The organism is Duganella violaceipulchra, assembly GCF_019166075.1.
GTDB lineage: Bacteria > Pseudomonadota > Gammaproteobacteria > Burkholderiales > Burkholderiaceae_D > Rugamonas > Rugamonas violaceipulchra.
The window spans coordinates 101846-121796 of the sequence record NZ_JAHTGR010000001.1 but is presented as its reverse complement, the minus strand read 5'-3'; the positions used below and the strand labels follow the sequence as shown (position 1 = coordinate 121796).

Annotated in this window: 15 protein-coding genes; 2 read left to right on the top strand and 13 right to left on the bottom strand. The window is 65.9% G+C overall.

All coding sequences use genetic code 11. The features are described from left to right. Positions 1–5: 5 nt before the first annotated feature. From KVP70_RS00495 to KVP70_RS00470, 6 genes are all read right to left on the bottom strand, one after another. Positions 6–851: a universal stress protein gene (locus tag KVP70_RS00495; protein WP_217940069.1), complete on the bottom strand. Its 846-nt coding sequence runs from the start codon at positions 849–851 to the stop codon at positions 6–8. 9 nt (positions 852–860) lie between these two features. Next, the gene (locus KVP70_RS00490) at positions 861–1703 is read right to left on the bottom strand and encodes a universal stress protein (RefSeq protein WP_217940068.1); all 843 of its coding nucleotides are present in this window, start codon (positions 1701–1703) and stop codon (positions 861–863) included. Positions 1704–1817: 114 nt separating this feature from the next. Continuing rightward, a complete protein-coding gene (locus KVP70_RS00485; protein WP_217940067.1) occupies positions 1818–2210 on the bottom strand; it encodes a nuclear transport factor 2 family protein in 393 nt (130 codons plus the stop codon). Between the two features lie 117 nt (positions 2211–2327). Further along, positions 2328–2552, bottom strand: coding sequence for a hypothetical protein (locus KVP70_RS34835; RefSeq protein WP_217940066.1), 225 nt, complete (start codon positions 2550–2552; stop codon positions 2328–2330). Positions 2553–2732: 180 nt separating this feature from the next. After that, complete coding sequence (locus KVP70_RS00475) at positions 2733–4454, bottom strand: diguanylate cyclase (protein WP_217940065.1); 1722 nt, start codon at positions 4452–4454, stop codon at positions 2733–2735. Between the two features lie 3 nt (positions 4455–4457). Further along, positions 4458–5714, bottom strand: coding sequence for an ABC transporter substrate-binding protein (locus tag KVP70_RS00470; protein WP_217940488.1), 1257 nt, complete (start codon positions 5712–5714; stop codon positions 4458–4460). A 330-nt stretch (positions 5715–6044) separates the two neighbouring features. Here KVP70_RS00470 and KVP70_RS00465 point away from each other — a divergent pair, with 330 nt between their 5' ends. After that, positions 6045–7913 (top strand): AMP-dependent synthetase/ligase, encoded by a 1869-nt coding sequence (locus KVP70_RS00465; protein ID WP_217940064.1) that lies wholly within the window; start codon positions 6045–6047, stop codon positions 7911–7913. Positions 7914–7987: 74 nt separating this feature from the next. Then, positions 7988–9592 (top strand): bifunctional aminoglycoside phosphotransferase/ATP-binding protein, encoded by a 1605-nt coding sequence (locus KVP70_RS00460; RefSeq protein WP_217940063.1) that lies wholly within the window; start codon positions 7988–7990, stop codon positions 9590–9592. Positions 9593–9608: 16 nt separating this feature from the next. On the opposite strand, the gene KVP70_RS00455 is transcribed toward KVP70_RS00460, so the two are convergent. The 7 genes from KVP70_RS00455 to KVP70_RS00425 all read right to left on the bottom strand — a co-directional run bounded on the left by KVP70_RS00455 (position 9609) and on the right by KVP70_RS00425 (position 19902). Then, the gene (locus KVP70_RS00455) at positions 9609–11729 is read right to left on the bottom strand and encodes a copper-transporting P-type ATPase (RefSeq protein ID WP_229224495.1); all 2121 of its coding nucleotides are present in this window, start codon (positions 11727–11729) and stop codon (positions 9609–9611) included. A 62-nt stretch (positions 11730–11791) separates the two neighbouring features. Further along, entirely contained in the window at positions 11792–14917 is a 3126-nt protein-coding gene (locus KVP70_RS00450) for an efflux RND transporter permease subunit (RefSeq protein ID WP_217940061.1), read from the bottom strand. Positions 14918–14928: 11 nt separating this feature from the next. Continuing rightward, positions 14929–16215, bottom strand: a complete 1287-nt coding sequence (locus KVP70_RS00445) for an efflux RND transporter periplasmic adaptor subunit (protein WP_217940060.1) — start codon at positions 16213–16215, stop codon at positions 14929–14931. Further along, complete coding sequence (locus tag KVP70_RS00440; RefSeq protein WP_217940059.1) at positions 16212–17483, bottom strand: TolC family protein; 1272 nt, start codon at positions 17481–17483, stop codon at positions 16212–16214. Before KVP70_RS00440 ends, KVP70_RS00445 begins: the two co-directional genes overlap by 4 nt. A gap of 162 nt (positions 17484–17645) precedes the next feature. Beyond that, positions 17646–18056 (bottom strand): hypothetical protein, encoded by a 411-nt coding sequence (locus tag KVP70_RS00435; RefSeq protein ID WP_217940058.1) that lies wholly within the window; start codon positions 18054–18056, stop codon positions 17646–17648. A 134-nt stretch (positions 18057–18190) separates the two neighbouring features. After that, positions 18191–18616 (bottom strand): YybH family protein, encoded by a 426-nt coding sequence (locus tag KVP70_RS00430; RefSeq protein ID WP_217940057.1) that lies wholly within the window; start codon positions 18614–18616, stop codon positions 18191–18193. Positions 18617–18756: 140 nt separating this feature from the next. Next, complete coding sequence (locus KVP70_RS00425; RefSeq protein WP_217940056.1) at positions 18757–19902, bottom strand: flagellin N-terminal helical domain-containing protein; 1146 nt, start codon at positions 19900–19902, stop codon at positions 18757–18759. Positions 19903–19951 lie beyond the last annotated feature (49 nt).

The window sequence follows — 19951 nt, the reverse complement described above, 5'->3', positions numbered from 1 at the left end:
TGGTCTCAGTGTGAGATCAGCACCGGCAGCGTCATCTCGCGCAGGATGCTGCGGGTGGCGCCGCCGAGCAGGGTTTCACGCAGGCGGTGGTGGCCGTAGCCGCCCATCACCAGCAGGTCGCAGCCGCGCTCGGCCGCGGCGCACAACAGCGCCGCGCCGATTTCCACCGTGGTGAACTCGCGCATCACGTCCACCTGCACGCCGTGGCGTGACAGGAATAGCGCCATGTCGGCGCCCGGCTCGGCGCCGTGGCGGGCCGGATCGCGGTCCGCATTGAGCACCAGCAGCGTCACGCGTTGCGCCAGTCGCAGCAAGGGCAGGGCGTCGCTGAAGGCCCGCGCCGCCTGTGCGCTGCCATCCCAGGCCAGCAGCGGATGACGGACCGTGTCGGGCATACTGCCGGCCCTGGCCTCGGTCGGCGCCAGCAGCAGCGGACGGCCGCTTTGCAGCAGCAGCTCCGGCGGCAACGGGCGGCCGACGCCGAACTGGATGTCGTCGGGATCGGTCTGGCTCAATACCAGCAGGTCGGCGTAGCGGGCATGCAGCAGCAGGCCGCTTTCGGCGTCGTCCTCATACAGGTTGCTGGACCACAGCTTGACGTCCGCTGCCGCCATGTCACGTTCGAAACTGGCCAACGCGGCGGCGCCCTGGTGGCGCAGATGGTCCAGCACATGCGGCGGCAGCGGCCAGGCGCCGAGACTGTCGTTCCACTCGGCGTAGCGTGAAATGCCGGTCAGCGCCACCCCGGTCAGGTGGGCGCCGGTGAGCAGGGCGACCTTGGCCGCCAGCGCGTAGCGGCCAGCCGCGTGCGGCGACTGGTCGCAGTGCACGACGATGTTTTTGTAGCTCATGGCCGGGCCTCAGTGCGACATCAGTACGGGCAGCGTCATCGACGCCAGCAGCGTGCGGGTGACGCCGCCAAGCACGGTTTCGCGCCAGCGCAGGTGGCCGTAGGCGCCCATCACCAGCAGGTCGGCGCCGAGATCGGCCGACAGCGACAGCAGCGCTTCGCCCACGCTGGCGCCGTCCGGTTTCGGCTGTTGCGACACGTCGACCTTGACGCCGTGGCGGGCCAGGAACAGCGCGATATCGGCGCCTGGCTCGGCGCCATGCACGCCGTATTGGTGTTCCGCATCGAACACCGCCAGCGTCACGCGGGCGCTGCGGCGCAGCAGCGGCAGCGCGTCGGTGACGGCGCGGGTGGCGGAACGGCTGCCGTCCCAGGCGATCAGCGCATGGCGGTTGATATGCGGGTAGCTGCCGGCGTAGGGCACCACCAGCACCGGACGACCGCCGTGCAGCGCCAGGTAGGCCGCCAGGCCGGGACCCATCAGCAGGCCCTCTTCGCCCGGTTCGCATTGGCTGAGCACCACCAGGTCGGCATAGCGGGCCTGAAGCACCAGGCCGTTCTGGGTTTCGTCGTCGCTGATGCGGCGCTCGTAGCGCACGTCGGCGGCGCGGCCCTGGGCTTCAAATTTCGTCAACGCCTGCTCGGCGTTGCTGATCAGTTCATCGAGCTGTTCCTGCGGCACCATGCCTGCGTACATCATGGCGCTGTTGCGGTAGTACTCGCCCGCGATGCCGGTGGTGGCCGCGCCGATCAGGTGCGCGTCCTGCTGGCTGGCCAGACGGGCTGCGACATCGATGCGTTCCGGGGCGTGGTCCGAGTTGTCAACATGGACGAGTATGGTTTTGTAGGACATGACGTTCTCCTGGTCAAGTGAAAAACTCAGCCTAACAAACGCCCCTCGCAAAATATATGATGTGGATCAAAATCACCCCATTGCACCGCTGGCCCCGCCCTCAGCTGACGCGCTTCAGCTGGCCTGACCCTGGAAGGCCTTGTTGGCTATCTTCCAGCCTTGTTCGGTCTTGAGCAGCACGAAGTAATCAACGAAGATCATGGCGCCATGCTCCAGCGTGATGCGGGCGCAGGCGGCGTTGCCATGGACTTCGATCCAGTCGGCGGTGCGGCGGCGCTGCGCTTCGTCGGCGGCCGGCGTGCCCTTGAAACGTTCGCAATACACATCCAGCGGCCACGACGTGAACACGCCTTCGCGCATCGATTCGATGTGCGCGGTCGGCAGGAAGGCCAGGCGCATGAAGTCGGCGTTGTCCTGGGCATGGCCCCGGAAATAGTTTTGTATCGGTTCCAGCACCGCCAGTTGTTCGGCGTTGAAACGTGGTTCGGACGTCTGAGCGTTATCCATGGGAGTCTCCTTGTTGAGAGCGCATCCTACGTGAGGGCTGTCCCGCTGTGCGGCGGCGACGGCAATAACGCTTATAGCGGGCGGCGCATATCGCACCGCCCGTATTTGGTTTGCCGCTTAACGAGTCGGCGCAGGCGCAGGCGCCGGTTGGGTAGAAGGCTCAGGCGCCGGCGCGGACTGGTTCGCATCCGGTGCCGGCGCGGGCGTCGTGGCGGCCGGGGCGGGTGGCGCGCTATTGTCACGTGGAACCACATCCGCATCCTTGTTCTTGCATCCGGTGATAGCCGCAGCGGTCAGGATCAGGGCCAAGGCAAACTTGCCGGTCAGGGTGTATGGCTTCATAGCTTACTCCGTTGGTTGGGTCAAACCTCATCGTAGCCATTCCAGAGTCCGCGAACTATCAGCGCAACTGCGGCCTGCTTGTAGGACTACTCCGGCTTGGAGCGTGTGCGCCGCCGAGGCCAGTCAACCGCATATTGCCGAAAACAAGGTAAACGTTTTTAATAATATTAAACAAGATGATTAGTGCTGGTCCAGCACCACCTGGTTGCGGCCCTGCTTCTTGGCCTGGTACAGGGCCTGGTCCGCCGCGCGGATAAAGTCCTCCGCGCCGGACGCGGCGCCGGCCGGCAATACCGCCACGCCGATGCTGACGGCGATATGGCCTAGCGGCGAGCCTTCATGTGGCAGTTGCAGCTGTTCCAGCGCGGCGCGTATCGATTCGGCCAGGGCCAGCGCCGTCGCTTCATCGGTGTCGGCCGCCAGCATGACGAATTCCTCGCCGCCGTAGCGGGCCGCCAGGTCGCTGGCGCGGCGCGCGTGCTGGTGCAGCATCGTTGTCACCTGGCGCAGGCAGGCGTCGCCCGCTTGGTGGCCGTAGTGGTCGTTGTAGGCCTTGAAGTAGTCGACATCGATCATCAAGAGCGCCAGCGGCTGGGCGGCCCGCTGCAGCGTGGCCCCCAGTTCCGCGGCCAGCACTTCGTCGAAGCGGCGACGGTTGGCGATGCCGGTCAGGCCGTCCGTCATGCTCAGCGCCGACAGCTTGAGGTTGGCCTGCTCCAGGTCGCGGGTGCGCTCGGCCACGCGCTGTTCCAGCTGTTCGTGCGATTGGGCGATGTTGGCCGCCATCTCGTTGAACTTTTGCGCCAGCAGCGCGATCTCGTCCTTGCCTTCGTCATGCATGCGCAGCGCGTAGTTGCCCGGCTTAATTTCGCGCATGATGCCGGCCAGCCTCTCCAGCGGCGACGAGATGCTGCGGGCGATGCCATAGCCCATCAGCAGCGCGCAAAGAAAGGAGATCACGCCGATCAGCACGATGTCGTCGCGCACCGCTTGGGCCTCGGCCAGTAGCAGGTCGTTGGGCAAGGTGCTGACCACATACCAGTTGGTGCGCGGCACCGGCGTGTACACAGCCAGGTAGCCGGACGCCCGCGTGGCGCCGGACGCGATGGCGTTGTAGGCCAGGTGGCCGGTGGTCTCGCCGTTCCGGGCGGCCGCGGCGATCTGCTTCAGCAGCGCCGGCGCGACGCTGTTGCCGGCGCCTTCGTTGCTCTGGATCAGGCGGCGGCCGGCGCGCAGGTCGACGATGAAGATCTCGCTGCCGGCGCCGAGGTTGACGTTGTCGAAAATGGTGGAAAACCGGGTCGAGCGCATGCCGAGGAACAGGCTGCCGGCCAGCTGGTTGTCGCTCTTGAAGTAAATCTGGCGCGCCATGGCGATGCTTTGCTGGCCGTCCCACAAATCCAGCGTGCCCCAGTAGGGCCGCCCCTTGCGCGATGCCGCCGCGCGGCTGAAGTCGCCGACGCCCTGGCCGAGCTGGGCGAACACCTGCGGATCGAGTACCTGGTGGTCCGGCGTCAGGAAGTATTTCTGGTCGACGTCCTGGAACGAGCCGTAGTTGGCCAGCAGGATGTGGGTCAGGTCGGCGCGCGCGCGGCCTTGCTCGGCTGGGCTGTCGCCGGCATAGCGCGCCAGCGCCGCTTGCACCGGGTCCGACAACACCAGCGCTTCGCTGCCGGCCTCGATGTCGGCCATGCGCAACTGCAGATTCTTGGCGACCTGCTTGACGATCTCGGTGGCGAACAGGCGGCTCTTTTGCTGGATCGCGTTGCTCGATTCGGCCCAGGAAATATAACCGGTCACCAGCAGCGGCAGCAGCGAGATCAGGATCAGCGCGCCGAACAGGCGGTAGCGGATGGCGATCTGGCGCAGCAGGCCGGCCGGCAGGTAGCGTCGCTTTGGCATGGCTCAGTCCTTGCGGCCCGCCGCGGACGCGCTGCGCACCGAGGCATCCAGTTTGCGGGCGGCCTGGCGCGGCGTGATCTTGCCGGACAAAACGTCTTGCAGCAGCGGGTGCAGCGTTTCGATGCTGTTGGCGGGCAGGAAGGCATAGTAGGGCGGCACCGCGCTGGCGTACTGGCTGACTTGCTGCATATAGGCGCTCAGTTGCGGGTCGGTCAGCAGCTGGCCATCGACGCGCTTCATCGACGAAATATTGTGGCGGGCATTTTGCTGGATCGGATAGCCGGCGTTGGCCATAAACTCCAGCAGCAACATGGCCGCCGCGCGGTTGCGCGTATTGCAGACGGCGAAGCCGGTCTCGCTGCCGACCACCGGCACCACCGTCTTGCCGGCCGCGTTCCAGGGCGGAATGAAGACGCCGGCATCGACCGTTTTGCCGCCCAGCAGGCGGCCGGCGGCCCAGCTGCCTTCAAAGGCCATGGCTGCCTTGCCCTCCGCGAACAGGCGTATGCCCTGGTCGTAGGAGGTGTTCATATAGCCGTGCTGCACGTAGCCGCGCGCGGCCAGCAGCTTGATCTTGGCGAAGATGTCGGCGGTCTCGGCGGTGTCAAGGTCGAGCTGGCCGCTGGCCAGTTGCCGGCGCCAGTCCGGCCTGGCCGCCGCGACATTGTTGGCGAAGCCGTAGCTGAAGGGCCCGTTGCCCAGCATGTTGGGAAAACCGCCGTCGAGGATCAGCGGCGTCAGGCCGGCTTTCTTGAGCAGCGCGCAGGCGGCCAGGAACTCGTCGAAGTTGGTCGGCAGCCGGTGCACGCCGGCCTGCTGGAACATGGCTTTGTTGTAGTAGATCAGCGTGGCCGCCACACCGCTGGCGATGCCGAAGTGCTGGCCGTTGGCGGTGGTCCAGTCCGGCTTGAGCAGATCCAGCATATTGGACCACGCCGCGGTGCCGCTGACGTCGGCCAGCAGGCCCTGCGCGGCGAGGCCGGCGGCGTAGGCATTGGGATTGACCGAGATTAAATCCGGCAGCTGGTTCGAGGCGACCCGTGGTTTCAGGTTTTCTTCGACCGAATTGCCGATCATGAACTGGACGTTGACCTTGATGTCGGGATGGGCGCGCGTGAAGGCGGCGGCGATGTGGTGCATTTCCTGCGGCCAGTCCGGCGCCCAGACCAAGGCCGTGATGACGGTCGGCGGCGGCGCCGCCGTGGCGGACGCGGGACTGCCATCGCCGCAGCCGGCGACCGCCAGGGCTTGGGCCAGCAATGCAAGGCATAGGGTACGTCGTTTCAACAATTGTCCGGTCGCAGTCTTGCTTGGCATTTCCATTACGTTACAGCCGCTGTGAGCAATCGGCCTTCGTTGAGATACCATTAGATCACAAATGTTGCCATAAGGGAATCGCATGGTGTGAAACTGCTGCTTGGTAGTCACGAAATTGCACACATTCGCTCAATTTCGGCTGCTGGAAGGTGGACGCACGTGGATATCCACGCGCTATTTGATCTGGCTCAAGTGGCGGCGATGACTTCCGCCGGCGTGGCGGTTAAGGTGGGGCTACGGTGGCCGCACGGGCGGCGCCGCCAGGAGACCTTGATGGAAACAGGCACGTCGATGGAAGCGACCGCCGCCGCGACGGCGCTGCGCGGCATCAGCACGCTGGGCGAGTTGTTTGCCTGGCGCGTGGGGCAGTCGCCGCAGGCGCTGGCTTACCGGCAGTACGACAGCGTGGCCGGCGCTTGGCGCAGCTACAGCTGGCGCGAGATCCAGCTGCGGGTCGCGTGCTGGCAGCGCGCGCTCAGTGCGCAGATGCTCGGCGCCGGCGCGCGGGTCGGCGTCCTGCTGCCCAACGGCGTGGACGCGGTCTGTGCCGACCAGGCGCTGCTGTCGCTCGGGCTGGTGGCGGTGCCCATGCATGCGCTGGACAATCCGGCCAGCATCCGCTACATCCTTGACGATTGCCAGGTGGCGCTGCTGCTGGTGGAGAGCCAACTGCAATGGCGCGCCATCGCCGATTGCGGTCTGGTGCCGGAGCATCTGCGGCAGGTGGTGACGCTGCAGGCCTGCGATCCGGCGCCGCCGGAACAGCGGCCGAGCATGGTGTCGCTCGGCGCCTGGCTGGAACGCACTGGCGAGCCGGGTGCCGTCGCTTGCCGCGCCGCCGGCGCCGACCTGGCCGCCATCGTCTACACCTCCGGCACCACTGGCCGGCCCAAGGGCGTCATGCTCAGCCACGCCAATGTGTTGGCCAATCTGCGCGGGCTGATGGCGCGGCTGCCGGTGCGCGCCGACGATGTCTTCCTGTCGGTGCTGCCGCTGTCGCATACATTCGAACGCACGGTCGGGTATTACCTGCCGCTGGCGGCCGGCGCCAGCGTGGCTTATGCGCGTTCGATGGCGCTGCTGGCGGAGGACCTGAGCGCGATCCGCCCGACGGTGCTGGTCGCGGTGCCGCGCATCTACGAAAAATTCCACGCCGCGCAGATCGAACGGGGTGCCGCCGCCGGCGCCGCCGGGCGCGCGCTCCATGCGCTGACGCTGGGCGTGGGCTGGCGGCGTTTTTGCCGCCGCCAGCGCCTGCCCACCGGCGGCCTGGCGATGGCGGACGCGCTGTTGTGGCCGTTGCTCGAGCGGCTGCTCGCCCGCGCCGTCCGCGAGCGGTTCGGCGCGCGCCTGCGCGCGGCCATCTGCGGCGGCGCGCCGTTGCCGGAGGCTACGGCGCAAGGCTTGCTGGCGATGGGACTGCCTTTGCTGCAGGGCTATGGGATGACCGAGTGCTCGCCGGTGGTGGCGACCAACGGCATCGACGACAACTGGCCGGCCAGCGTCGGCCGCGCGCTGCATGGTTGCGAGGTTCGGCTGGGCGCGCGCGATGAGCTGCAGGTGCGTTCGGCCAGCGTCATGCTCGGTTACTGGGGCCGTCCCGAGGACAGCGCGCGCGTGGTGGGCGCCGACGGCTGGCTCAGCACCGGCGACCAGGCGGTCGTCGAGCAGGGACGCATCCGCATCGTCGGCCGGATCAAGGATATCCTGGTGACGTCGAACGGCGAGAAGATCGCCGCGGCCACGGTCGAGCAGGCGATCCTGGGCGATCCGCTGTTCGCCCAGGCGATGGTGATAGGCGACAACCGCCCCTACCTGAGCGCGCTGTTGGTGCTCGATGCCGCGGCCTGGCGCGCGCTGGCGCTGCGGCTGGCGCTCGATCCCGCCCAGCCGGACAGCCTGGCCGCGCCGGCCACCCAGGCGCTGTTGCTCAAGCGTGTGCGCGAGGCGTGCGCGCAGCTGCCGCGCCATGCCGCGCCGCGCGCAGCGTGGGCGATGATCGAACCGTGGACGGTGGAAAACAGCCTGCTCACGCCAACCCTCAAGCTCAAGCGTGAAGGCTTGATGGCGCGCTACGCCGTCCAGATCGCGGCGATGTATGCGGCGCGCAGCAATCAGCCATCGCCCGACCTGGTGCATTGAATGGCCGCCATGTGCGCGACGCGTCGAAGAGGCGCGGTGGCAATGCGTCCTGCTTCAATGAAAAGGTGGGCGTGATGGCATGCTCTCCGCCGCCGTCCGGCGCAGACGTCACCGGCGCGCTGGAGCGCCAGCGGGCGCTGTTGCAGCTTCTGGAGGCCGCCTGGGAACGCGGTGGCTGCCGCTTCCAGCGCTTTGAGACCCATATTTCGTGGGTCTATGTTTTGGATCAGCTGGCCTACAAGTTCAAAAAAGCGTTGCGCTTGGACGTGCTCGACTACACCACGCTGGCGGCGCGCCATCATTGCTGCCTCGAAGAACTGCGCCTGAACCGGCGTCTGGCGCCAGGTTTGTATCTGGGCGTGAGCGCGGTCACCGGCAGCGCTGAGCAACCCGAACTTGACGGCGGCGGCGCCGCGCTTGAATTTGCCGTGCGCATGCGCGCCTTTCCGCAGCAGGCATTGTGGAGCGCGCGCTTGGACGCCGGCCAGCTGCAGGCCGGCGAGGTCGATGCGCTGGCGCTCCAGCTGGCGCGGTTCCACGCCGGCGCCGCCGGCGCCGCGCCCGATGCGCCGTGGGGCAGCGCCGGCGCCCTCGATCGGCTGGGGCGCGGCGACCTGGCGACCGTGTCCGGCCTGTTGCGCGGCCGGCGCGCTCGCGGCTTGCTTGCCGCGCTGGCGCGCTGGCACGCCGCGCAGATGGCGGCGCCGCACGCTTTTGAGCAGCGCCGCATGGCGGGCCACATCCGCGAATGCCATGGCGATCTGCATGGCGGCAACATCCTCAGCTGGGAGGGCAGGGTGGAAGTCTTCGACGCTATCGAGTTCAACGATGGACTGCGCTGGATCGACGTCATTAGCGACGTTGCCTTCATCGTCATGGATCTGCGCCACCACCGCCGCGACGATCTGGCCGCGCGCCTGTTGCAAGGCTATCTTGCGGCCAGCGACGATTACCAGGGACTGGCGGTGCTGGGCTACTACCTGGCCATGCGGGCGCTGGTGCGCTGCAAAGTGTGTTTGTGGGCAGCGAACGGCGCGGCGCCGGCGACGGCGAGGAAGGCGAGGGCGTCAGCCCGCCGCTACTTGGCGCAGGCGGTGCGCGGCTTGACGCAGCGGGGGGCGCTGGTGCTGATGCATGGTTGCTCCGGCAGCGGCAAGTCGGTGTGCGCGGCGCTGCTCAGCGGACCGTTGGGCGCGATCTGCCTCCGCTCCGATGTCGAGCGCAAGCGCTTGCACGGGCTGACGGCGGCGACGTGCATGGCCGCGCCGGCCGGCCAGGGCATCTATGACGAGGCCAGCGGCGAGGCGACTTATGCGCGCCTGCTCGCGCTGGCGCGCGCCGTCGCCGCATCCGGACTCACGGTGATCGTCGATGCCGCACATCTGCTGTACCGGCAACGGCAGCCATTCCAGCAGCTGGCGCGCGAACTGGCGATCCCCTTTTTCATCGTCGACCTGCACGCCGCCGCACCGCTGCTGCGCGAGCGCCTGGCACAGCGTGCGGCGGGCGGGGCCGATGCGTCCGACGCCGGACCGGAGCTGCTGGCCTATCAGCAAGCCGCGCTGGAGCCGCTGACACCCGATGAACTGGGCCATGCGCTGCCGCTCGACAGCGGCGCGGACGATCTGGCGCCACGCATCGCGGCACTGGTCGCGACTATCCGTGCTGGCAAGCGCTGATGCATTGCACAGGCCTTTATTTAAGTCGTAGCGCGTTGCCGATGACGGATGCCGAACTCAGGCTCATGGCCAGCGCCGCGATCAAAGGCGACAGCAGCCATCCGGTCAGCGGGTAGAGCACGCCGGCGGCAATCGGGATGCCCAGCGCGTTGTAGACGAGGGCAAACAGCAGATTCTGTTTCATGTTGCGCACCGTTGAGACGGAGATCAGGCGCGCCGTCGCAATGCCGCGCAGATCGCCCTTGACCAGCGTTATCTGGGCGCTGTTCATGGCCACGTCGGTGCCCGTGCCCATCGCGACGCCGACATCGGCCTTCGCCAGCGCCGGCGCGTCATTGATGCCGTCGCCGGCCATGGCCACGACCCGATGCTCGCCTTGCAGCTTCTCGACCAGCGCGAGTTTGTCGGCGGGCTTGACCTCGCCATACACCTCGTTAATGCCCAGCCGGCGGGCCACCGACCTGGCTGTCGTGACACCGTCGCCGGTGGCCATCACCACCCGTATGCCAGCCGTCGTCAGCGTGTCGAGCGCTTCGCGGGTGCTGGCCTTGATCGGATCGGAAACGGCCAGCAAGCCGGCGAACGCGCCATCGATGGCCAGGTGCATCACGCTCGCGCCCTCGGTGCGCAGCGCCTCGGCGTTGGAGCGCAGCGCTTGCACGTCAATGCCAAGCTGATCCATCAGGGCGGTATTGCCCAGCGCCACGGCCTTGCCGCCCACCGTGCCGCGCACGCCGATGCCGCTTGCCGACTCGAACGCAGCAGGCGTGTCGAGCGTCAGTTTGCGCTCGCGCGCGGCGCGCACGATGGCGTCGGCCAGCGGATGCTCGCTGCCTTGATCGAGACTGGCCGCCAGCCGCAACACTTCTTCCTCAGAAAAGCCGGCCGCCGCGATGGCTTGCTCGAACGCCGGCTTGCCTTCGGTCAGGGTGCCGGTCTTGTCGACAATGAGGGTATCGACCTCGCGCAGCTTTTCGATCGCCGCCGCATCGCGGAACAACACGCCATGGGTCGCCGCCTTGCCCGTGGCCACCATGATCGACATGGGTGTGGCCAGCCCCAGGGCGCACGGACAGGCAATGATCAGCACCGAGACCGCGTTGATCAAGCCGAAGACCCAGCTGGGCTCGGGGCCCAGCAGGCCCCAGACGAAGAATGTCAGGACCGCGATCGACACCACGCCGATCACGAAATAGCCGGCCACCACGTCGGCCATGCGCTGCATCGGCGCCTTGGAGCGCTGCGCGGCGGCCACCATCTGCACGATCTGCGCCAGCATCGTTTGCGAACCGACGCGCTCCGAACGCATCACCATCGCGCCGCTGGCATTGAGCGTGGCGCCGATCACCTTGTCTCCGACCCGTTTGCTCACGGGTATCGGTTCGCCGGTCAGCATGGATTCATCGACGGCGCTGCTCCCTTCCAGCACGACGCCGTCGACCGGCACCTTTTCCCCCGGCCGGATGCGCAGCGAGTCGCCGACATGCACATGGGTGATGGGCACGTCTTGCTCGGTGCCGTCGGCGTTGATGCGGCGCGCCGTCTTTGGCGCCAGGCCCAGCAGCGACTTGATGGCGGCCGAGGTTTGCGAGCGGGCCTTCAATTCCAGCATCTGTCCCAGCAGTGTCAGCGAGATGATGACGGCGGCCGCCTCGTAGTACACGCCGATGCGTCCCATCGACATGAACGACCGTGGAAACCATTGTGGCGCGAAGGTCGCCGCCACGCTATACAGATAGGCCGCCCCCGTACCCAGTCCGATCAAGGTCCACATATTCGGGCTGCGGTTGATGATCGACCGCGCTCCCCGCACGAAAAATGGCCAGCCGGCCCACAGGACGATAATCGTCGCCAGGGCAAACTCGACCAGGGTTTGGGTCGCGACCGGCAACAGGCCAAGCTGGTGCCCAAACATCGCCAACGTGGTCACGATCACCGTCAATGGCAGCGTCCACCAGAAACGCCTGGTGAAATCCTTCAGTTCGGGGTTGTCATCGTCGCCAAGCTCCGGCATCACCGGCTCCAGCGTCATCCCGCATTTCGGGCAGCTGCCGGGATGGTCCAGCCTGATCTCCGGGTGCATCGGGCAGGTGTAGAGTACCCCGGCTTGCATCTCTATTCCCTCTGGTTTGTTCATGATCTTGTTCTCCTGGTTGGCGCCCCGAAGGGCGATGCTGCTGCCGATAGCCGGCCTTGCCATTACGTTTCCCACCCCTTGCCGATGCGCCATTGCTTGACCAGCGCATACAGCGCGGGAATCACGGCCAGCGTCAGGATGGTGGAGGAAATCATGCCGCCCACCATGGGCGCGGCGATCCGGCTCATGACTTCAGACCCCGTGCCCTTGCTCCACAATATGGGCAACAGCCCGGCCATGATGGCCACCACGGTCATCATCTTGGGCCGCACACGCTCGACCGCGCCCTCCATGACCGCCGCGTACAGATCCGCGGCGTTCGGTTGCGTGCCCGACAGCTTGCAGCGCGCCTTGGCCGCTTCCCATGCATGGTCGAGATAGATCAGCATGACGACGCCCGTCTCGGCCGCGACCCCGGCCAGCGCGATGAACCCGACCGCGACCGCCACCGACAGCTTGTAATTGAGCAGCCACATCAGCCATACCCCGCCCACCAGGGCGAACGGCACCGACAGCATGACGATCAGCGTCTCCGTCAAGCGGCGGAAGTTCAGATACAGCAGCAGGAAGATGATCAGCAGCGTGACCGGCACCACCAGCTTCATCTTCTCGATGGCGCGCTCCATGTATTCGAACTGTCCGCTCCAGGTGGCGTAATAGCCCGGCGGGAATTTGACCTGGGCGTTGACGGCCTTGCGCGCGTCGGCCACGTAGCCGCCGATATCGCGGTCGCGGATGTCGACGAAGATGTAGGCCGACAGCAGGGCGTTCTCCGTGCGGATGCCCGGCGCACCTTTCGCCAGTTCGGTGTGGGCCAGCTGCCCGAGCGGAATCATGCCGCCGTCCGTCACGGGCACCAGCACTTCGGCGCCGATCTGCTGCGGGTCGCCGCGCAGTTCACGCGGGTAGCGCACGGTGACGCCAAAGCGCTCGCGGCCCTCCACGGTCGTGGTCACCATCTCGCCGCCCAGCGCGGTGCCGATCACATCCTGCACCTCGCCCACGGATAGACCATAGCGGGCCAGCTGTGCGCGGTCCGGCTCGATATTCAGGTAGTAGCCGCCGGTGATCCGTTCGGCGAAGGCCGAGGTGGTGCCGGGCACCTGCTTGACGACCGCTTCGATCTGCTTGGCCAGCTGCTCCATCTGCTCGAGATCCTTGCCGAATACCTTGATGCCGATCGGCGTGCGGATGCCGGTCGAGAGCATGTCGATGCGTGCCTTGATGGGCATGGTCCACGCGTTGGCAACGCCCGGTATCTGCAGCGCCTGGTCCATTTCCGCGATCAGCTTGTCGATCGTCATGCCGCGCCGCCAGGCCGATTCCGGCTTGAGGTTGATGACGGTCTCGAACATCTCGGTGGGCGCCGGATCGGTCGCCGTATTGGCGCGGCCGGCTTTGCCATAGACCGAGGCGACCTCCGCAAAGCCCTTGATGATCTTGTTCTGTGTCTGCAACAGCTCGGCGGCCTTGGTGATCGTCATGCCGGGCAGGCTGGCGGGCATGTACAGCAGCGTTCCTTCGTTCAGCGCGGGCATGAACTCGCTGCCCAGGCGGGAGGCGGGGTAGTAGGAGAGCAGCACGACGAGCGCGGCGACGATGACCGTCGCTTTTCGCCACTGCAGCACGGCCTGGATGATCGGCCGGTAGAGCCAGATCAGCAAGCGGTTCACCGGGTTTTTCGCTTCGGGAAGTATCCTGCCACGGACAAACAACAGCATGAGCACCGGGACCAGCGAGACCGACAGGATGGCCGCGCCTGCCATGGCGAAGGTCTTGGTGTAGGCCAGCGGCGAGAACAGGCGTCCTTCCTGGGATTCGAGCGTGAACACTGGCAGGAAGGACACGGTGATGATCAGCAGGGAGAAGAACAGCGAAGGTCCCACTTCCTTGCAGGCGCAGATGATGGCCTCCGCGCGTGTATCGCCGTCCCGCATGCGCTCGATGTGTTTGTGGGCGTTCTCGATCATCACAATCGCCGCGTCGACCATGGCCCCGATCGCGATGGCGATCCCGCCCAGGCTCATGAGATTGGAACTCATGCCCAGCAGATGCATGACGATAAATGCCATCAGCACGCCGACCGGCAGCATCACGATCGCCACCAGGGCGCTGCGTACATGCAGCAGGAAGACCACGCAGACGATGGCGACAATGACGCTTTCCTCGACCAGCGTGCCTTTCAGCGTATCGATGGCGCGGTGTATCAGTTCCGAGCGGTCGTACACCGCTTCGATCGACACGCCATCCGGCAGGCCGGCGCTGATTTCCTTGATCTTCTCCTTCAGGTTGCGGATCACTTCCAGCGCGTTTTGCCCGTAGCGCGACATGGCGATGCCGGAGACCACCTCGCCTTCGCCGTTGAGCTCGGTCAGGCCGCGGCGCTCGTCGGGGGCCAGTTCCACCCGGGCGATGTCGCGGATCAGGACCGGCGTTCCCTTGTCGCTCTTGACCACGAGATTCTCCAGGTCGCCGCGCCCGCGCAGGTAGCCGCGACCGCGCACCATGTACTCGGTTTCCGCCATTTCCACAACGCGGCCGCCGACATCGCGGTTCGAATCGCGGATCACCTGGCTCACCTTGGACAAGGCGATGCCATAGGCGCGCAAGCGCAGCGGATCGACCGTGACCTGATAGGTTTGAACGAAGCCGCCGATCGACGCCACTTCGGCCACGCCGTGCGCCTTGGCCAGCTGGTAGCGCACGTACCAGTCTTGCAGGGTGCGCAGTTCGGCCAGCGTCCGGTCCTTGGCCAGCAGCACATATTGATAGACCCAGCCGACGCCGGTGGCGTCCGGCCCGATCTGGGGCGTCACGCCCTTGGGCATGCGCCCGGAGGCGAAGTTCAGGTATTCCAGCACCCGGGAGCGGGCCCAGTAGATGTCGGTGCCGTCCTCGAAGATGACGTAGACGAACGAGGCGCCGAAGAAGGAGAAGCCGCGCACCACCTTCGATTTCGGCACGGACAGCATGGCCGTCGTCAATGGATAGGTCACCTGGTCCTCGACCACCTGCGGCGCCTGGCCGGGGAATTCCGTGTAGACGATGACTTGGACGTCGGACAGATCGGGCAGCGCATCGATCGGCGTCTTGGCCACCGCATAGATGCCGCCAATGATGATGAACAGTGTGGCCAGAAGGACGATGAAGATGTTCCTGCCCGACCAGTCGATGATTTTATTGAGCATGGTGTTTTCCGTTATTGGCCCGCGTGCCCGAAGCCGCTCACGGCAGCCTTGAGATTGCTTTCGGCATCGATCAGGAAATTGGCGGCCACCACCACCAGCTCACCCTCCCGCACGCCATCGAGCACTTCGACATAGGTGTCGCTGCGCATCCCGAGGCGCACCTCGCGCGGCTCGAATTGCCCCGCCTTGATCTGGACCAGCACCATGCGGCGCGTGCCGCTATCGATCACCGCAGACAGGGGAATGGTCACGGCCCGGCTGGCGGCCGGCACGGCCAGCTCGACCCTGGCAAACATGCCAGGCTTGAGCAGCTGGCCGGCATTGGACAGTTCCACCCGGACGGTGGCGGTGCGCGTCTCGGCCTTGAGGGTTGGATAGATATAGCTGATATCCCCATCAAACGCGCGGCCAGGATAGGCGTCCAGCGTGACGGTGGCCTTGGCGTGCAGCCGGACGGCGCCGATATCTTGCTCAAAGACGTCGGCCAATACCCATACCGTCGACAGGTCGGTGATCTGGTACAGCATATCGCCGGGCATGAAACGCATGCCTTGCACCGCCTTCTTCTCGGTGACGATGCCGGACACCGGCGAGCGGAACGTCAAGGTGCGGCGGGGCGCGCCGCCGTGCTCCAGCAAGCGCAACTGCTCATCGGAGATGTCCCAGTTCTTCAGGCGCTGCAGGCCGGCCGCGGCCAACTGCTTCATGCCCGACTGGGCATCGCTGCCGCCGGCCTCCAGCGACTGCACGCCTTGCTGCGCGATCACGTACTCGCGCTGCGCGGTCACCAAATCCGGACTGTAGACTTCGAACAGCGCCTGGCCCTTGCCGATGGCCTGGCCGGTGGCGTTGACGTGCAGGCGCTCGACATAACCCTCGAATTTCGGCGCAATGGTATAGGTGCGCCGCTCGTCAGGCTCGATTCGTCCGACCGCGCGCACGACCTTGTCCAGCGCCTTGACACCGGCGGCCTCGGTCCTCACGCCCAGCTTCTGGACCTTGTCGGTGTTGAGCGTGACGCGATTCGTCGGCGCGTTTCCTCCGTCATCCTGTCCTTCATATACCGGCACATAGGCCATGCCCATCGGGTCTGTCTTCGGGGTGGCAGAGGTGTCCGGCAATCCCATCGGATTGCGGTAGTAGAGCAGTTTGCGCGGCGCTGTCGCGCTCGCGGCGGTGGCCGCAGCGCCGTGTGGTGCCGTAGCGCCCGCGTTGCTGCGCTGGCCCATCCAGTAGCCGCCGGCGGCGATGGCGCCGGCAGCCGCCAGGGCCAGTAGTGCGAGGGTTCCCCGATTCATAATGTTTCTCCCAGCAAGCGTTCAATCTCCACCAGCCGTGCTGCCGCATCGAGCTGCGCCTTGAAGCGGCTCTGCCTGGCCATCCGGATCTGGCGTTGTGCGTCGAGTACGGTCGCAAAGTCGACCTTGCCGTTTTCATACCCGGCCAACGCGGCGTTGAAGGTGAGTTGTGCCTGCGGTATCAGGCTGTCGGCGACGCGGTGCTCGACGCGCCGCGCCGCTTCCAGCCCCGACAAGTCTCCCGCCAGTTCGGCCAGCAATTGATTGGCCGTCGCCTCCTTGCGGGAGCGGGCGGCGGCGAGCATGGACTGCGCCTCACGCTCCTGCGACCTGCGCGACGATTGTTGCAGTGGGATGTTAAGTTCCACCATCAACTCCCAATTCTTGACCGAGCGCCCCGATTGCACGGGTGCGATCCCCACCGTGAAGTCGGGATACCGGTTCCTGAGCGTCAGGTCGCGCCCCAGTTCTGCCGCTTGCAGCTTGGCGTTGGCGGCGAACAGTTGCGGATTGCCGGCGCGCAGCCGCTGTTCCAGCAACGCATAATCGAGGCGCGCCGATACCGGCTGGGGCAGCGTCTGCATCGGCGGCGCCAACGGCGCGTAGGCCGGCCGCGCCAACAGCATGTTGAGCTGGACCCGGTTCATGCGGATGTCGCTCTCAAGGCTGATCAATTCGTTGCTCAGCGTGGTCAGTTCCACCTGGGCCCGGATCACATCCTGCTGGGCCGCGAGGCCGCTGGCATAGCGCGCCTGGGCAACCTTTTCCAGGCTGCTCATCAGATCGAGGATTTCCTGTGTCAAGCGCTCGTTCTGGAACAGGTAGTAGGACTGCGCGTACGCACCTTTGATCCGCGCGGCGATGTCTTGCCAGGCGCTTGCGGCGCCAGCCTTGGCGGCGTCGGCATTCTGTGTCGCGATCGAGCGTTTCAGGTCGCGTTTGCCGAACCAGGGCAAGTCTTGCATGATCTGGTAGCGCGTGCTGCCGGCCCGGCTGGGCGAGAGCGACGGGTTCTGCTCGCCCCCCATCGTGACGTCCTGCAGCTCGATGCGCAGCCTGGGGTCGGCCAGGGCGCCGGCCGGGCCGATGCGTTCGGCGGCGGCGGCGGCGTCATGGCGCTGTGCTGCGTAATCGGGATTATTCGCCCTGGCCAAGTCCAACAGGCTGTCAACGGTGGCGCCTGGCATGGTCTGCGCCACGGCGGCGCCAGCGGCCAGGGCGATGACTAGCCCAAGGGCGCCGGGAAGGGCGCTCATTGCATATTGCATATACTCTCCTGTATTGCGGGGATCGATGGATGCGGCAGGGGCGCTTACTGTCGGGTTGCGTGGTCATTCCCGCAACGCGACGCCGCAACGGCATGCATCGACCTGAAAGGGTGGATGCCCGTGTGATTCCGCGGTGGCGATGTCATCGCCCAGGTGGGCGTGTCAGATTCTGAAACAGCAGTTTCGAACGGTCGCAGGCGGCGCGGTGGTGCGCAGCAAGGAGCCGTCGTTGTCGACCAGGGCGATGGTTCGGTAGTGGACGGCGTGATGGACCAGGGATGCGACGAGTTGTGTCGCCACGAACGGGACGACATCGGGATGGATCGGACGATCCAGCGATTGGCCGTCCGGTTGGCAGTGCGCATGGCACAGGGGCGATGGTGCTGCGGCCCGATCGCGGCAGCCCGCCATGTGTTGATGATCTCCAGCAGAGTCCGCAAATTTCCCCTGTTGCACCTCAGCTTTCGCCGGCCCCCCCGAACATGCGTAGGCAGCGACAGCAAACTGCATGAACAGTATGCTGACCAGCACGAACAGTGCCGCATAGGTCTTGAATGAACGGGAAATCCGCATGGCGCTTCGGCTAAAGGCTGTCTGGATGATATACAGCTAGCATACTACGCGATCGGCTCGCGCAGAAAGTTTGATCCAAATCAAAACTTTTCAAGTTCCCAGCCATTTAGATCCCGAGTGCCTTCGCAGTTCGCTTACTTGGGCTTGCGCGACGACCAGTGAATATGCGTGATCAGCCACTTGTCCCCCTGTTTTTCCAGCAGCGCCGTCTCGGTCCCCAGGAGCTGGATATTCTTACCCTTGTATTTGCCGGTGGTTTCGGTCTCCTGCATGACGACCGCCAGGTCGCCGCCTATCCGCTCATTCTGCTTGAGCACCTTGATGGAGGTGGCTTTGGCAAATGCGATGTCGGCGGCCAGGTGGTGGCCCGTATATTCATCGCGGGAGCGCTCGACGTAGCCGGATTCATAGATCTGAATCCCCGGACTCATCAACTCCGCGACCCGCTCGGCCTGGCCGGCCGCGAGCGCCGTATGAAATGCCGCAACGGTTTCAGTCGGTGTTGCCGCAAATAATGGCAGGCAGGTGATGGACAGGGCGATAAACGACGTCAGACGCATGCAAGTCTCCGGGAAATGTGACGAAATTAGAGTGACAGGAGGGCACTGTAATCCGCCTACTGGCCTGGTGGCAAGCGCGGATGAACAGGGAGTTCATCGACATGGGCCACACCCAGGCGGTTCGCGCGGCCCGCGCCGCCCTATTTGAGCAGCGACATCAGCAGGGACGAGATGCTGTTGCTCCCCCGTAGCATGGCGCTGCCGGCCTTCATCAGCAATTGATTGCTGAGCATGTCGGCGCTTTCCTGCGCGAAATCGGCGTCCATGATGCGGCCGGTCGCCTGGACGGTATTGGTGCTCATATTGGCCAGATTGCTGTCCGAATGGCTCAGGCGATTGCTCGTGGCGCCCAGGCTGGAGCGCACCGTGGCGACCGCGTCCAGCGCCTGGTCCAGTTTTTCGATGGAGGCGGAGGCCGCCGAAGCGATGACGAGGTCGGTGCCGCTGCCTTTGACCAGAACGCCGAAAGTGTCGTAAGTGGTCGAGGCCGCGTGCAGGGCGGTATGCATATTGCTCAGCAAGGGGGTCAGGTTATAGGCCAGCACCTCGCTGGCGGAGGCGCCGATCTGGAACGAGACCGCGCGGGAAAACTTGCCGTCGACCGCCAGCGCCGTCGCCACGGCGGCGGCGTAGTCCTGGGCGTCGGTGGCGGCGATCGCGGCGACGCTGGCGGCATCTGCCGCCGTGGCGGCCACGCCCAAGGTGCTGGCGACGGTCGCCAGCGTGGCCGGCGTCGGTCCGGCGGCGTTGGCGGCGACGGCGGCGTTGTAGGCGCCCACGGCGGCGGCGTGCGCGGCGGCCGCATTGGCGGCGTTGGCGACCGCGTTGGCGGACGCCGCCACCACGTTCGCCCGCTCCGCCGTCGTGTCGCCCAGCAACAGCTTGCTGCCGCCGAAGGTGGTCGCGCTGGAAATATTACTCAACTCATGGCTGAGCGCGGTGTATTCGGCCTGCATCGCGACGCGGTCGCCGCTGGTGACCGAGCCGTCGGCGGCCTGTATGGCCAAATCCTTCATGCGGATCAGGATGGCGCTGCTCTCGTCGAGCGCGCCGTCGGCCGTTTGCAGGATGGAAATGGCCTTCTGGATATTATTCCGCGCCACCGCCATGCCATGGGTTTGCGAGGCCAGCCGGGTGGCGATCTGCAAACCTGCCGCGTCGTCGCGCGCCGAGTTGACGCGGTAGCCGCTGCCCAGCCGCGTCATGGCGACCGCCATCCTGCTCTCGACGTGGAGCAGGGTGGTTTGCGCGGACAGCGAGGCGGTGTTGGTGTGTAGGCTCAGCATGCGGCGATTGTTGCGGTGTCAGGCCAGTCCCTGTGCCATCGGGACGAGG